The organism is Streptomyces sp. NPDC048002 (genome assembly GCF_040653275.1).
In the GTDB taxonomy this organism is placed as follows: Bacteria; Actinomycetota; Actinomycetes; order Streptomycetales; family Streptomycetaceae; genus Streptomyces.
This window is the reverse complement of the sequence record NZ_JBEZNL010000004.1, coordinates 295,369-309,206: the sequence shown is the minus strand read 5'-3', so window position 1 is coordinate 309,206 and position 13,838 is coordinate 295,369. Positions and strand designations below refer to the sequence as shown.

The window sequence follows — 13,838 nt, the reverse complement described above, 5'->3', positions numbered from 1 at the left end:
GCCGGGTGACGTGCTTCTACAGCTTGCCGTCGGCTGTTGCGCTGGAAGAGGGGGCGTGCGCGTCGAGTGCCGCGTTGATGGCGGCCAGGTGGTGGGAGACCGGGCCGAAGGAGATCAGGCCGCTGCCGGCCCCGGCGTACTCGGCTTCGGCAGCGGTGAGTTCCTCTCGGGCGCGGCGCAGGACCGGCACATGCCCGACTGCCCCGGCGGCGCGGGCGAGTACGCACCAGAGCGCCTCCTGGAGGTGGTCGTGCGGTGGCCGGGGCACCGTCGCGAGTGCCTTGTGGGCCTGTTCGGTGGCGCCCGAGGCGGCGAGGAGCAGGGGGTCGAGCCAGGGCCGGTAGGGGCCGGCGTCGAGGTGGGCGAAGTCGCCGGGGTCGGGCAGAGCGTCTTCGCGCATGATCGGGACCAGGGCGACCAGCGCGGCGGCTCCCCGCGTGAGGCCGGGCATGCCGCAGTCCGCGGTGTCCGCCAGAACCTGGAGGTAAGGGGTGCGGGCTGCCGCCCAGCCCTCGGCCTCGCAGATGCGCAGGGCCCGGTACCAGGCGGTGAACACCCCTGCCAGGGGGCGTTCGTTGCGGTGCGCGAGCCGGTCGATCTCCTCGGCCTCGGTGTCGGCTGCCGTGAAGTCGCCCAGGCCGGCGAGCGCTTGGAGGCGGACGATGCGGCCCAGCACCTCGTGTTCGGGGAGTTGGTGGTCGACGGCGAGCCGGGCCAGTTCGGCGCCGAGCGCGTCACGACGGGCCGCCGACCCGCAGTCGCCGAAGGACTGCATGAAGGCTGCGTTGAGTGCGAACGCGAGCAGGGCGGGGTCGCCGAGGCGCCGGGCGAGCCGGACGGCCTCCTCGGAGGCGCCCGCGGCACGTCGCCGCCACGGTTCGGCGGCGGGTGCGTCGGCGGGTGCGTCGGCGGCCCGGGCGAGCGGCGCGTCGGCGGCGGCGTCGCCCCGTGACTCGACGGCCACGACCGACAGCAGCCGGCCGCGCAGCGCCGCCGGTCCGTCGGGGCCGAGCCTGGCGGCGGCGCGGGCGGCGGCCCGGGACAGCTCACCTGCGGCTTCGGGGTCGTCGGCGCGGGTCCACACCGCCGGGACGTCGTAGGAGCCGATGATCCGGGCGGCGAGTTCGGTGTCGCCGGTCGTCTCGGCCGCAGCGACCAGGTCCCGGCGGTGCCGGCCGGCCTCCACCAGTCCGTCGGCTCCTGTCACCGCGAGGTCGCGCAGCAGGCCGGCGGTGGCGTGCAGCCGGGCCCGCGACCGGGCGGGCACCGAGCGGTCCCAGGAGGCCGCCGCCCGGTTCCAGATGCTGTCGGCCGTCCCGGCCGGTTCGGCCGCCGAGTCCTCCGTACCGCTGAGGATGCGTGCCTCGGTCCGCGCCAGGGCGCGCCCGCCGCGTCCCCCGGCGAGGGCGTCGCCCGCCTGGGCCAGCGCCTCCAGGGCCTCGCCGCGCCGCCCGGCGCGATCCAATGCGGTGGCCAGCAGCACCCAGCCGTCCTCCCGGCCGGGGTGCGCGGCGACATGCGCCCGCAGATCGGCGACGGCGTCCCGAGCGGCGCCGGTCGCCAGCAGGGCGTCCGCGCGCCGCTCCACCGTGTCGAGGCGCAGGGCCTCCAGGCGGGCGCGTTCGGCGGAGGCCCACGCCGCCGCGGGGAAGTCGGCCAGCACAGACCCCCGCCAGAGGGCGAGCGCCTCGTCCCACAGGGCGACGGCCGCTTGGGGCGGCGCCTCGGCGGCCCGCGCGATGGTGTCCTCGAACCGCCAGGCGTCGACCGCGTCGCGTCCGGCGCGCAGGGCGTAGCCGGGACCGTCCGTGACGAGCAGGCGGGACGGGGTCCGTGGAAGGCGGCCCGGTTCCAGTGCCCGCCGCAGGGCCGCCACGAAGGTGCGGACCGAACCCACCGCACCCGCCGGCGGTTCGCCCTCCCACAGATCCGCCACCAGCCGGGCGACCGGCACCACCCGGCCCCGCGCCACCAGCAGTCGCCCGAGCACCTCCCGATGGCGGGGTGCGCCGAGCGGGAGCGACGAACCGTCGGCGTCCCGGGCGACCACCGGCCCCAGCAGTCCGAACTCCACGCCCACCGCAGGGTCCCTTCACGGGCGGCGCCGTCGGGCGTGCCGCATGTCCACTCATCGATCGCTGATCCGGGGCTCGCAACCTTGGTGCCGTCCCCGGATCACCGGGGCCGCCGAGGCCGAAAGCCCGGAAACGTCCACTCTGCCACGAAGCACCGGAGTCACGTTGACCACCCTGAACATCCCCGGTTTCACCGAGCACCGCGTCCGCGTCGACGACGGCGTCACTCTGACCGCCGCCGTCGGTGGCACGGGCACCCCGGTCGTCCTGCTGCACGGATTCCCGCAGACCCACCTGATGTGGCGGCACGTCGCCGAGGACCTCGCCGCCGACAACACCGTGATCTGCCCCGACCTCCGCGGCTACGGCGCCAGCGACAAGCCCGCCGAGACCGGGCCGGACGTCTACTCCAAGCGCACCATGGGCCGTGACGTCGTGCGTCTGGCCGCCGGGCTCGGACACGACCGCTTCACCCTCGCCGGCCACGACCGCGGCGCCCTGGTCGCCTTCCGCGCCGCCATGGACCACCCGGACGCCGTGGCCGGCGCCCTCTTCCTCGACGTCCTGCCCACGCTCGACATGTGGGACGCGCTGCGCGGCGTGAACGGCGCCGTCGGTTTCCACCTCTACCTGATGGCTCAGGCCCCCGGCCTGCCCGAGGAAATGATCCAGGGGGCCGCCGACAGCTTCTTCGGCTACTTCCTCGACGCCTGGACCAAGGACCCGGACGCCATCCCCTCCGACGTCCGCGCCCACTACCTCGCCGCCTCCGCGGCGGCCGTGCCCTCGATCGTCGCCGACTACCGGGCCTCGGCCGGTGCGGACGTGGACCACGACGCCATCGACCGCGAGGCCGGCAACAAGCTGGCCATGCCGGTCACCGTCCTCCAACAGGACTGGGGCGCGGCGCTCGGCTACCACGCTCAGGGCCTGTGGAGTGCCTGGAGCGGGGACCTTCGCCACCGCACCGTCACCTGCGGCCACTTCATGGCCGAGGAGGACCCCGAGCTGATCGCCGACGAGATCCGGGCTCTCGCCGACCGCTGACCGGCGACCCACCGATGCCGCACCCCATGCGCCGCCGTGAGCCCGTACAGCGGGAGAGGAGCCCTCTGGAGGGAGGAGGGGGTACGCCACCTCAGGCCACGGCTTTCCATGCCGTCATCAGCGCGTCGGCTCACCTGCCCGGCTCGGGTACGGCGATGCAGTACGAGCCTGTGCCGGTGATCCCCTCGCGCGTGCCGGGCAGGACGCAGTAGCCGTCCGGGTGGGCACCCCATGGGTTGGTGCCCACGACGACGTCGGTGCGGCCGTCGAAGTCGGTGTCCAGGAGTGCGAGGTGCCATGCGCTGAAGGACGTTCCTTCCAGCGGCACGCCGGGCAGGGCGTGGTGGACCGACTGGGCGCCCGGAGCGGTCAGCTTCCCTGCTCCGTCGCCCTTCAGCACCACGACCCGCCCGGCGCGCTGCTGCTTGCCCACCCTCGCGTACGGGTCGCCCACCGCCACGTCGAGGTTCCCGTCGCCGTCGACGTCACCGACCGCGACGGACGAGGCGAAACCGGAGCCGGTCCGCGGACCGGGCACCGCGGATGACTTCTGGTCGACGGTCCTGATCCGGTCCGGATCCGGTCCGGCGGCGCTGCCGAGAACCACCTTCACCGAGCCCGTACCGGACCAGTCGCCGAAGACCATGTCGTCGTAACCGTCGCTGTTCAGATCGCCCGTCTCGATCTCGCGGCCGACGTTGTCCGGACGATCCCCGCTCTCCCCCTTGCGCACGGTGACCGGCGCCTTCAGACCAGCTGAACTCCCCCTGAGGAACAGCAGGAGGGCGTCGCCGGGTTCGCCGTCGTGGTCCACTGAGGCCACAGCGAGCAGGTCGGTGAAACCGTCACCGTCGACATCCCCGGCCGCGATGTCATACGTCTTCCAGTACTCCTCCTCCGCCTCCTGCACCGCGTGCTCGCCGGTGTCCAGGTGGATCCGCTCCGTGCGGGCCGCGCCGCCGGTGCGGGTGAGGGGCCCGTAGGCGATCCACCCTTCCGCGGCGACGTCCTGACGACCGTCGCCGTCGAAGTCGCCGACGACGAGCTGTCCTGTCAGTGCCTCGCTCATTCCTGCGACGAGGACGGTGCCGCCCGACAGACCTTCCGGTCCGCCCCACACCACGCTCGCCCGGCCGGCAGCGCCCACCACCAGGTCCGTGTAGCCGTCGTCATCGAAGTCCCACCACACGCAACCGCCGCCGAAGTATTCGTGAGCGCCCGCACGACCGGGCACTCCGGCCGAGTCCTCGGTGATGACCTGCGTCTTCGGAGTCCGGCCGGGTTCGGGCCCGTAAGCCACGGCAACATATCCGGCCTGATTCAGCCCATCGACTCTGCCGTCCTGGTCCGGCATGACCAGATCTCCCCGACCATCGCCATCGAAGTCGGGAGCCCGGTGCACGGCAGTGACGGACGCGCTGTCCCGCAGCAGCGCGGGCAGCACCAGAAGCCCTCCCAGGGCCAGGGCCACCGCGGCCGCCACCGCGATGGTCCACCTCGCTGGACTCACCGACAGACTCCTTCACACCAGTGCTCACGGGAAGGGCGGGCGTTCATGGTCAGGCCCGCCGCTGCGGATGTGACCGCCGGGTGACAAGGATGGTTGCCCACAGGGGCGGAACGGAACTCACCATGCAACGCTCAGGGGTTGGCAAAGGTGAACCGCTCCGGGCGCGGTACGGAACAGGGCATTCAATTCATATCGCCACGTTCTTCCGTGCCAAGGGCCCGTGGATGTGACGTTCTTCCTTGCGCCGTCGCGTCAGCCTCGTGAGGCTCTCCTGGAACACGCGTCCGAAAGAACCGCGTCAAGAACTGTTATCCGGGGTCCACCCAGCGATCTCCCAGGTATCGGACAGCATCGTTCGGCGTCGAGGACAGGGAAGCTTGTGATGAGTACAGAGCCCACGAGGGAGCTCGCGGCACTGGTGACGGCCGCCCGGAGTGGCGACCCGGAGGCCCAGGACGCCCTGGTCGGCGCGTACCTTCCGCTGGTCTACAACATCGTGGGGCGGGCGCTGAACGGCTCCGTCGACGTCGACGACGTGGTCCAGGAGACCATGATGCGCGCCCTCGACTCACTCGACGGCCTGCGGACTCCCGAAAGCTTCCGCTCCTGGCTCGTGGCGATCGCGATGAACCAGGTCCGGACGCACTGGCACACCCGGCAGAGCGCCCCGGGCGGTGTGGAGGAGGCCACGGAATTGGCGGACCCCGGCGCCGACTTCGTCGATCTGACCATGGTCCAGTTGCAGTTGTCCGGGCAGCGCCAGGAGGCGGCGCGTGCCACCCGCTGGCTGGAGCCCGACGACCGGGGCCTGCTGTCACTGTGGTGGCTGGAGTGCGCCGGCGAGCTGACCCGGACCGAGGTGGCCGCGGCGCTGGAACTGTCGCCGCAGCACACGGCGGTGCGGGTGCAGCGGATGAAGGCGCAGTTGGAGGCGGCCCGGGTGGTCGTGCGGGCGCTGGACGCGCGCCCGCGCTGCGAGGAGCTGCACGACCTGCTCGCGCCGTGGGACGGTCGACCCTCGGCACTGTGGCGCAAGCGAATAGCCCGGCACGCCCGGGAATGTGGGCGTTGTTCCGGTATGTGGAGCGGGTTGATGCCCGCCGAAGGGCTCCTGGCCGGCCTCGCGTTGGTCGCCGCGACGCCACTGCTGCTGGAGCGGGTGCTGTCCGCCGCCGACCGGATGGCTCCGGCCGGGTCGGCCTTGGCGGTGAGCGCCTCGGGTGAACACGGCGGCGCCGGGGCCGGGCGTCGCGCCCCGGGCGGACGGGGCGTCTCCCGCGTGCAAGCGCGCCGCAATAGACGCAACCGACGCCGGGCCGCCGCAGGTGCGGTCGTCGCGGCCTGCGTGGCGGGCGGCGGCTTGTGGTACTTCGGCTCGGACCCCGGCACCGGGACGGAGGAGCCTGCGACGGCCACCGGCGCCGGCGCGCCCGTCCCGGAACTCTCGGAGTCCGGTCCCCTCAAGACCTCGGCGCCGCCGTCGGAGTCCCCCTCTCCGTCGGTCTCGGCCTCGAAGAAGGCGAAGCCCTCCAGCTCCCCCAAAGCGACCGAGAAGTCGACGCCAACTCCTAGCCCGACCCCGAAGCCGACCCGGACCGCGTCCAGCACGCCCCAGGCGCAGTCAGCCCCCACCGGCACCGTCGGACAGGTCGTCGCGCTGGTGAACGAGGAGCGGGCGAGCGCCGGCTGCGGCCCGCTCGCGGCGGACTCCCTGCTGAACCAGGCCGCGCTCGGTCACTCCCAGGACATGGCCGCCCGCGACTTCTTCGACCACACGAGCCCCGACGGCACCGACCCCGGTCAGCGCATCACGGCGGCCGGCTACCGCTGGTCCACCTACGGCGAGAACATCGCGAAGGGCCAGCAGACCCCGGCCGCCGTGATGGACTCCTGGATGAACAGCCCCGGCCACCGCGCGAACATCCTCAACTGCTCGTTCAAAGACATCGGCATCGGCATGCACGACGGCCCCGGCGGCCCCTGGTGGACCCAGGCCTTCGGCGCCAAGCTGTAGGAACCCGCCGGGCACTCCTCTTCATCTACGCCCTGGATCAGGCCTGCAGATCCGCTCCCAGGAAACGGCTCAGCACGAGCGCCCCCTTGCCGAGTTCGCCCGAAGCACCTCGCTTCTGGATTGGCGCCTCACGAAGACGTTCGCGGGCGCTGGTGGGCGAGGCACTGCGGTGGGATGTCGAGTCGACGTGCGCGGCCTGCGAGTTCGCCCTGGCCGTTTGTGGCGGTGACCTGACGGCGGAATTGCGTGGCCGAATGCTCTCCGAGCACGGGCGGGCAAGCCTACGGGTAGCTCCGACGACGAGGAACGCCGCCATCATGCGGGTGCTGCGAGCGGAACTCGGCATCGGTCTGGACGGTGTCCGGGCCGTCCTGGAGCAGGTCTTGACCGGGCAGTACTCAGGGACCCTGCCCGAGATGGAACGCCTGGCGCGCAGGCTGCGGGCGTCAGGCATCGAAGCAGCCGCTGCACGGACAGTGGATTGAGTCAGCCGCCCCCGCCCTCCACCGGGTCTCCAGAGATCCCCCAACCCCCCTCCAGCCCGGTCGACCAAGTTGATGTGCGGCACTCCAAGGTCCGATCGCGAGGAGGCAGCGCGTATGTCCGGTTCCTTACTGGACCGCACCGGTAGAGCCGGTGCGGTGGGGGTGGCCGCCGAGGTGGCCGCCCGGCATGCCGTGCAGGCGGACATCGCGCGGCGGCTGCCCGGTGAGGTGGTGGAGGCGCTGGTCGCGGCGGGGTTCGTGCGGCACTTCGTGCCGACCCGCTGGGGCGGCCGGGCCGGTGGGTTCGGGGAGTTGCTGGAGTCGGTGGCCACGGTGGGCGAGGGCTGTACCTCGGCCGCGTGGATCGCCGCCGTCGCCTCCGGTGCCGGCCGGATGGGGGTCTGCCTGCCGGAGGAGGGACAGCGCGAGCTGTGGGCCGCCGGGGCCGACACCGTCGTCGTGGGAGCGCTCAACCCCACGGGGCGGGCGACCGCCGTACCGGGCGGCTGGCGGCTGCGCGGGCAGTGGTCGCTCGTCAGCGGGGTGGACTTCGCCGAGTGGGCGCTGATCTGCGCGCTGACGGCCGAAGGCGACCAGGAGGTCGCCCGGTTCTTCGCCGTGCCTCGCGGCGCCTACCGCGTCGCCGACACCTGGTTCAACGTCGGTATGTGTGCGACGGGCAGCAACACCCTGGTCGTCGACGACGTGTTCGTCCCCGAGCACCGGTCCGTCACACGGGACGCCATCTGGCAGGGGCGGGCCGTCGGCTCCGACGCCGACTGCCACACCGCACCCCTGCGGGCGATCAGCGGCACCCTGTTCGCCGCCCCCGCGCTCGGTGCGGCACGTGCCGCGGTACGGGCCTGGTCGGCGCGCATGTCGGGCCGGGGCGGTCCGTCGACGCACGCCGTGCTGGCCCGCGCCGAGGGCGAGATCGAGAGCGCGGCGCTGCTGCTGCGCCGGGTGGCGCGCTCGGGTGACGAGGGGCGGGCCGGCGCCGACGGCGCGCGGGGGCCGAGGGACTGCGCGCTGGCCGCGGAGTTCCTGGTCGACGCGGTGGAGCGGCTGTTCCGCTCGGCCGGATCCGGCGCGCAGGCCCAGGACGATCCGCTTCAGCGGATCTGGCGGGATGTGCACTGCGTGGCGAGCCATGTCGCCCTGCGCTTCGAGACCGCGGGCGGCGCGTACGGCAGTCAGCTGCTGGGGACTCCGCCGGCAGCCACGAGGACGACCTGACCCACTACCACGACCGGCACATCCAGAGGAGAAGGTGACTGAGGTGCAAGGAGAGACCGCTCCGCCCGCGACGGCACGACCCGCGTTCGCCGATCCCGAACTCTACGCCGAGATAACCCAGTTCTACGCCTGGCACATGTGCCTGATGGACGACGGCGAGCCGGACGCCTGGGCCGACGCGTACACCGAGGACGCCGTGTTCGAGGAGCCGGGGCGCACCGACGCACTGTACGGCCGGGAGGCCATCAGAGCCTCGATCACCAAGCGCGTCGCGGAACTCGCCGCGGCGGGCACCGTGATGCGGCACTGGGTGAACAGCCTGGTCGTCGCGGAGCAGCCGGACGGAACCGTACACGCGCGGTACTACTCGCTGGCGATGCGGGCACCGCGCGGGCAGCGGCCGGACATCTTCGGGCATGTGATCTGCCGCGACGTTCTGGTGCGGGAGGGCGGTCACTGGCTGGTGCGCCACCGCAACGTCGGCATCGAAGCGTTGGAGAGCTGAATCCGCGGCAGGACCGACAGGAGTGGGCATGCGTATCGGAATCGTCTTTTTCCCGACCGTGGGGCCGGGCGACAAACCTGCCGACCAGTATTTCGACGAATGCCTTCGGCTCGTCGATCTGGCGGAAGAGCTGGGCTACGACCACGTCAAGATAGTGGAGCACTACTTCTTCACGTACGGCGGATACAGTCCTGACGCCACGACCTTTCTCGCCGCCGCGGCCGGCCGGACCCGGCGGGTACGGCTGGGCACCAGTGCCACCATTCCGGCGTTCCAACACCCGGTGAAGCTGGCCGGGAAACTCGCGATGCTGGACAACCTCTCCCAGGGGCGTCTGGACGCGGCTTTCGGCCGGGCTTTCCTGCCCGACGAGTTCGAGGCGTTCGGTATTCCGATCGATGAAAGCCGCCGCCGTTTCACCGAGAATGTGGCGGCCATTCAGAAGCTGTGGTCGGAGGAGAACGTGGTGTGGGAGGGGGAGTTCCACCGGTTCGGCCCGGTGACGCTGCTGCCCCGGCCGGTGCAGCGGCCGCATCCGCCCGTCTTCGTGACCACCGCGCAGAGCCTGGACTCCGTCGCCGACGCCGCCCGGCTCGGCCACCATCTCCAGACGGTGCCGAACGCCATGTCCCGCGAGGGGCTTCAGGAGCGGCTGAGCCTGTTCCGCGCGGAGTGGGCGGGGGCCGGGGAGCCCCGGATCCACCTGAGCTATCCGACCGTGGTGAGCGAGGACGCCGAGTGGGCGCGGAAGGCGGGGCGGACGGACGACGAGGCCAACACGGCGTCGTTCCGGGCCGCGGTCGACTCCTGGCGCCATGTGTCGAGCACGGCGTATCCCGGGTACAGCAAGCTCGCGGAGAAGCTGGCGAAGGGCTCCGACTTCGACGCCAAGGTGGCCGAGAACAAGCTGCTGGTCGGCACGCCGGACAGCGTCCGGGGCCAACTCGAGACGCTCGCCGAGTGGTACGGCGACGACCTCACCCTCAGTCTGGGCGTCCACTCGGGTCATCTGTCCTACGAGGACGCCGCGACCACACTGCGCCTGCTGGCCGAGCAGGTGCTGCCGGGGCTGTTCCCGCTGCGGGCAGCCTGACCGGGGGTGCCGTCCCGGGCCCGGCGGGGCTGTCCGGGACGGCACCCCTGATGCCTGTCCACAACACCCGGACGCCACGACACCAAGGCACCCGGGCACCCGGGCACCCGGCGCCCCCCGGGCACCCGGCAGCGGCGCCCCCGACGCCGAATGGCCGGGGGCGCGCCGGCGGACCGTCACACACCCAGCGCCGCGCGGTCGAGCAGCGGCTCCCACCAGGCCGGGTTGTCCCGGTACCAGGCGACGGTGGCCGCCAGCCCCTCCGCGAAGGAGGTACCGGGCCGGTAGCCGAGTTCCTCCTTGATCTTGTCGATGCCGAGGGAGTACCGGCGGTCGTGCCCCTTGCGGTCCTCGACCATGCGCACCCGGTCCCAGTCCGCTCCGCAGGCACCCAGCAGCAGGCCGGTCAGCTCGCGGTTGGTCAGCTCGGTGCCGCCGCCGATGTGGTAGACCTCGCCGGGCCGGCCGCCCCGCAGCACCAGTTCGATGCCCGCGCAGTGGTCGTCGACGTGCAGCCAGTCGCGTACGTTGCCGCCGTCGCCGTACAGCGGGACGTCCTGCCCGGCCAGCAGCCGGGTCACGAAGAGGGGGATGACCTTCTCCGGGAACTGGTACGGGCCGTAGTTGTTGGAGCAGCGGGTCACCACGACGTCGAGGCCGTGGGTGCGGTGGTAGGCGAGCGCCAGCAGGTCCGAGCCGGCCTTGCTCGCGGCGTAGGGGGAACGGGGTGCCAGGGGCTGTTCCTCGCTCCAGGAGCCGGTCGGGATGGAGCCGTACACCTCGTCGGTGGAGACGTGCACGAAGCGGCCGAGGCCGTGGGTGTGGGCGGCGTCGAGGAGGACGCCGGTGCCGGTCACGTTCGTCGTGACGAAGGGCAGCGCCCCGTGGATGGAGCGGTCGACGTGGGACTCGGCGGCGAAGTGGACCACCGCGTCGTGGCCGGGCAGTACGGAGTTCACCAGTTCCGTGTCCCGGATGTCACCCTCGACGAAAGTGAACCGGGGATGGTCCGCTATCGGCCGGAGATTGGTGAGTGTTCCCGAGTAGGTGAGCGCGTCCAGTACAGTGACTTTCGGTTCCGGGATCTTCGGATATCGTCCCGAGAGCAGATTGCGCACGAAATGGGAGCCGATGAATCCGGCGCCGCCGGTCACGAGAATCCTCATGACCGCAGAGACTGGAACCATCGGCTCAATATGCGGTGGTGTCGTGCTCGCGAGGCAGTTGAATTCAACTGTGCCCGGGTGTACCGCGGAAGTGCCTTGCGCCTATGCTGCCGAACATGCGCGGCATTCTTCTCGCCGGTGGCACGGGGTCGCGTTTACGGCCCCTCACCCAGGCGGTCTCCAAGCAGCTCATGCCAGTGTTCAACAAACCGATGATCTACTACCCGTTGAGCACCCTCATCAATGCCGGTGTCCGGGAGATCCTGGTCATCACGACGCCCCATGAGCAGGACCAGTTCCAGCGGCTCCTCGGCGACGGATCGCAGTGGGGGCTCCGGCTGGAGTACCTCGCCCAGGAACGCCCCGAGGGCATCGCCCAGGCGTTCCTGCTCGGTGCCGACTTCATCGGCGAGGACCCGGTCGCCCTGATCCTGGGCGACAACATCTTCCACGGGGTCGGTCTGGGAACGCAGTTGCGGTCCCGGCGGAACATCAAGGGCGGCTGGATCTTCGCCCACCAGGTCAAGGACCCCACCGCTTACGGCGTGATCGAGTTCGACGAGCAGGGCCGGGTGACCTCGATCGAGGAGAAGCCCGAGCGTCCCAAGTCCCCCTACGCGGTGCCGGGCCTGTACTTCTACGACAACGAGGTCGTGGACATCGCCCGCAAGCTCACCCCGTCCGCGCGGGGCGAGTTGGAGATATCCGACGTCAACGCGGAGTACATCAGGCGCGGTCAACTTCAGGTCACCGTGCTGGACCGGGGCACCGCCTGGCTGGACACCGGCACGTTCACCTCGCTGATGCAGGCCGGTGAGTTCGTCCGGGTCCTGGAGACACGGCAGCGGCTGATGATCGGCTGTGTGGAGGAGGCGGCCTGGCGTGCCGGGCTCATCGACGACGCCCAGCTCGCCCGTCTCGCCGAGCCGCTGATGCAGAGCGGGTACGGCCCGTACCTGCTCGAACTCCTCGATCCGTCCGCCCGGTTCGGCGCCGACCTGGCCGCCGCACCGTCCGCCCGGTTCAGCGCCGCCGTGGCCGCCGCGACGCCTGCCACAGCCGACCAGTAGGAGCCACAGGAGGCGCCGTGCAGATTCGAGCTCTGTCGATCGAGGGCCTGTGGGAGGTGACTCCCCGCCAGCACCCGGACAGCCGCGGCCGGTTCATGGAGTGGTACCGCTTCGACCACCTCGCCGAGGCGGTGGGACACCCATTGGAACTCCAGCAGGCGAACCTCGCGGTCTCCTCCCTCGGGGTGGTGCGCGGCATCCACTACGCCGATGTACCGCCCGGACAGGCCAAGTTCGTCACCTGCCCCTCGGGTGCGGTGCTCGACGTGATCGTCGACCTGCGGGAGGGATCGCCGACCTTCGGGAAGTGGGAGGCGGTCCGGCTGGACAGCAACATGCACAAGGCGGTGTACATCTCCGAGGGCCTGGGGCACGGCTACTGCGCGCTGACCGACTCGGCCACCGTCGCCTATCTGTGCTCCGCGGTCTACGCCCCCGAGCGGGAGCGGGCCGTGCACCCGATGGACACCGACCTGGCGATCGAGTGGCCGGCCCTGGGCGAGCCGCGGCTGTCCGAGCGCGACTCGACCGCGCCGACCGTCAAACAGCTCGCCGAGGACGGGCTGCTCCCGGACTACGACGCCTGCCGGCGCTTCACGGCGGGCCTGGACGCGAAGTCCGCCGCGTCAGGGGGAGATGCCGTATGAGCGCGCCCGCGAGCACCGCGCCCGGTGAGGTGCACGAGGTGGAGCACCGTGCCGAGGTCGCCGCGCCGGCGGCCCTGGTCTACGGGCTGCTCTCCGATGTCGCCCACGGGCCGCGGCTGTTCCCCAACATCGCGCACATGGAACGGTTCTCGGGCGACGGCACCACCGAACGCGTGGGCGTCTGGCTGATGTCGGGCGACCGGGTGTTCCCCTGGGTGGCGCTGCGGGTGCTGCGACCGGCGGAACTGCGGATCGACTACCGGCAGGAGACCACTCAGGCGCCGGTCGCCGACATGGGCGGCTCCTGGGTCGTGGAGCCGCGCTCGGAACGGACCTGCCTGGTGCGGCTGTTGCACGACTGCCGGCCGGCCTCGACCGACCCCGCCGTCCTGAAGTTCATCGCCGAGACCCTGGACCGCAACAGCACCGCCGAACTGGCCGCGCTGAAGGAGGCGGCCGAACGGGAGGCCGCCGACGAGCGGCTGGTGGTGCCGATCGAGGACACCGCGAGGATCGACGGATCGGTCGAGGACGTCTACGAGTTCCTGTCCGACGCGGCCGCCTGGCCCGAGCGCATCCCCCACATCGTGTCGGTGGCGGCGCGGGAGGGCGGCGACGGCGTACAGCTGCTGGACTGGGTCACCCACACCGAGCGGGGTGTGGACCACCCCTCCAAGGTCGTCCGGGTGTGCTTCCCCTCGGAGCGGATCGTCTACCGGCATCTGCTGCTGCCGCCGCTGGCCGCCGTGCACACCGGCGCGTACACCGTGACGGCCGACGGCGACGGAACCCTCGTATCGTCCCGGCACACCGTGGTCCTCTCCCCGTCCGGCATCGCGAGCGTGCTCGGCGAGGGGGCGGACGTGGTCGCGGCCGGGGACTTCACCCGGCGGGCACTGAGCACCAGCAGCACCGAAGTCCTGGCGCGGGCGAAGGAGTTCGCGGAGCGCCGGCGGCGCGGCGGGTGACGAGACCGCCCGCGACGGCCGC

12 protein-coding genes are annotated in these 13,838 nt (G+C 71.8%); 9 read left to right on the top strand and 3 right to left on the bottom strand.

Annotated features, from left to right (window positions below; all coding sequences use genetic code 11):
- Positions 1-16: 16 nt before the first annotated feature.
- A complete protein-coding gene (locus AB0E07_RS08790) occupies positions 17-2,080 on the bottom strand; it encodes an AfsR/SARP family transcriptional regulator (RefSeq protein WP_362247640.1) in 2,064 nt (687 codons plus the stop codon).
- A gap of 160 nt (positions 2,081-2,240) precedes the next feature.
- Here AB0E07_RS08790 and AB0E07_RS08785 point away from each other — a divergent pair, with 160 nt between their 5' ends.
- A complete protein-coding gene (locus AB0E07_RS08785) occupies positions 2,241-3,122 on the top strand; it encodes an alpha/beta hydrolase (RefSeq protein ID WP_362247638.1) in 882 nt (293 codons plus the stop codon).
- A gap of 130 nt (positions 3,123-3,252) precedes the next feature.
- Here the strand turns inward: AB0E07_RS08785 and AB0E07_RS08780 are convergent, their stop codons facing one another.
- The gene (locus AB0E07_RS08780; protein ID WP_362247636.1) at positions 3,253-4,632 is read right to left on the bottom strand and encodes an FG-GAP and VCBS repeat-containing protein; all 1,380 of its coding nucleotides are present in this window, start codon (positions 4,630-4,632) and stop codon (positions 3,253-3,255) included.
- Between the two features lie 382 nt (positions 4,633-5,014).
- Here AB0E07_RS08780 and AB0E07_RS08775 point away from each other — a divergent pair, with 382 nt between their 5' ends.
- From AB0E07_RS08775 to AB0E07_RS08755, 5 genes are all read left to right on the top strand, one after another.
- Positions 5,015-6,646 carry a sigma-70 family RNA polymerase sigma factor gene (locus AB0E07_RS08775; RefSeq protein WP_362247634.1) on the top strand — a complete coding sequence of 544 codons (1,632 nt, stop codon included), beginning with the start codon at positions 5,015-5,017 and terminating at the stop codon, positions 6,644-6,646.
- Between the two features lie 317 nt (positions 6,647-6,963).
- Positions 6,964-7,131 carry a hypothetical protein gene (locus tag AB0E07_RS08770; protein ID WP_362247632.1) on the top strand — a complete coding sequence of 56 codons (168 nt, stop codon included), beginning with the start codon at positions 6,964-6,966 and terminating at the stop codon, positions 7,129-7,131.
- A gap of 114 nt (positions 7,132-7,245) precedes the next feature.
- Positions 7,246-8,367 carry a hydrolase gene (locus tag AB0E07_RS08765; protein ID WP_362247630.1) on the top strand — a complete coding sequence of 374 codons (1,122 nt, stop codon included), beginning with the start codon at positions 7,246-7,248 and terminating at the stop codon, positions 8,365-8,367.
- A 34-nt stretch (positions 8,368-8,401) separates the two neighbouring features.
- Positions 8,402-8,872: a nuclear transport factor 2 family protein gene (locus AB0E07_RS08760; RefSeq protein WP_362247629.1), complete on the top strand. Its 471-nt coding sequence runs from the start codon at positions 8,402-8,404 to the stop codon at positions 8,870-8,872.
- Between the two features lie 28 nt (positions 8,873-8,900).
- Positions 8,901-9,965, top strand: coding sequence for an LLM class flavin-dependent oxidoreductase (locus AB0E07_RS08755; protein ID WP_362247627.1), 1,065 nt, complete (start codon positions 8,901-8,903; stop codon positions 9,963-9,965).
- Positions 9,966-10,141: 176 nt separating this feature from the next.
- Here AB0E07_RS08755 and rfbB read toward each other — a convergent pair whose 3' ends face one another.
- Complete coding sequence (rfbB, locus tag AB0E07_RS08750) at positions 10,142-11,131, bottom strand: dTDP-glucose 4,6-dehydratase (RefSeq protein WP_362247626.1); 990 nt, start codon at positions 11,129-11,131, stop codon at positions 10,142-10,144.
- A gap of 116 nt (positions 11,132-11,247) precedes the next feature.
- On the opposite strand from rfbB, the gene rfbA reads away from it, so the two are divergent.
- Genes rfbA through AB0E07_RS08735 form a run of 3 tightly spaced genes read left to right on the top strand, consistent with a single transcriptional unit; the run spans position 11,248 to position 13,816 of the window.
- Positions 11,248-12,201 (top strand): glucose-1-phosphate thymidylyltransferase RfbA, encoded by a 954-nt coding sequence (rfbA, locus tag AB0E07_RS08745; RefSeq protein WP_362247625.1) that lies wholly within the window; start codon positions 11,248-11,250, stop codon positions 12,199-12,201.
- Positions 12,202-12,224: 23 nt separating this feature from the next.
- Complete coding sequence (gene rfbC, locus AB0E07_RS08740; RefSeq protein WP_362247756.1) at positions 12,225-12,848, top strand: dTDP-4-dehydrorhamnose 3,5-epimerase; 624 nt, start codon at positions 12,225-12,227, stop codon at positions 12,846-12,848.
- A complete protein-coding gene (locus AB0E07_RS08735) occupies positions 12,845-13,816 on the top strand; it encodes an SRPBCC family protein (protein ID WP_362247624.1) in 972 nt (323 codons plus the stop codon). The genes rfbC and AB0E07_RS08735 overlap by 4 nt, the downstream gene beginning before the upstream one ends.
- Positions 13,817-13,838: the final 22 nt, after the last annotated feature.

What these genes read in the sequence shown, in the direction of transcription:
- AB0E07_RS08735 (WP_362247624.1), top strand. Translation starts at nt 12,845, where the DNA reads ATGAGCGCGCCCGCGAGCACCGCGCCCGGTGAGGTGCACGAGGTGGAG.
- rfbB (WP_362247626.1), bottom strand. Translation starts at nt 11,131, where the DNA reads ATGAGGATTCTCGTGACCGGCGGCGCCGGATTCATCGGCTCCCATTTC.
- rfbA (WP_362247625.1), top strand. Translation starts at nt 11,248, where the DNA reads ATGCGCGGCATTCTTCTCGCCGGTGGCACGGGGTCGCGTTTACGGCCC.
- AB0E07_RS08755 (WP_362247627.1), top strand. Translation starts at nt 8,901, where the DNA reads ATGCGTATCGGAATCGTCTTTTTCCCGACCGTGGGGCCGGGCGACAAA.
- AB0E07_RS08770 (WP_362247632.1), top strand. Translation starts at nt 6,964, where the DNA reads ATGCGGGTGCTGCGAGCGGAACTCGGCATCGGTCTGGACGGTGTCCGG.
- AB0E07_RS08775 (WP_362247634.1), top strand. Translation starts at nt 5,015, where the DNA reads ATGAGTACAGAGCCCACGAGGGAGCTCGCGGCACTGGTGACGGCCGCC.
- AB0E07_RS08765 (WP_362247630.1), top strand. Translation starts at nt 7,246, where the DNA reads ATGTCCGGTTCCTTACTGGACCGCACCGGTAGAGCCGGTGCGGTGGGG.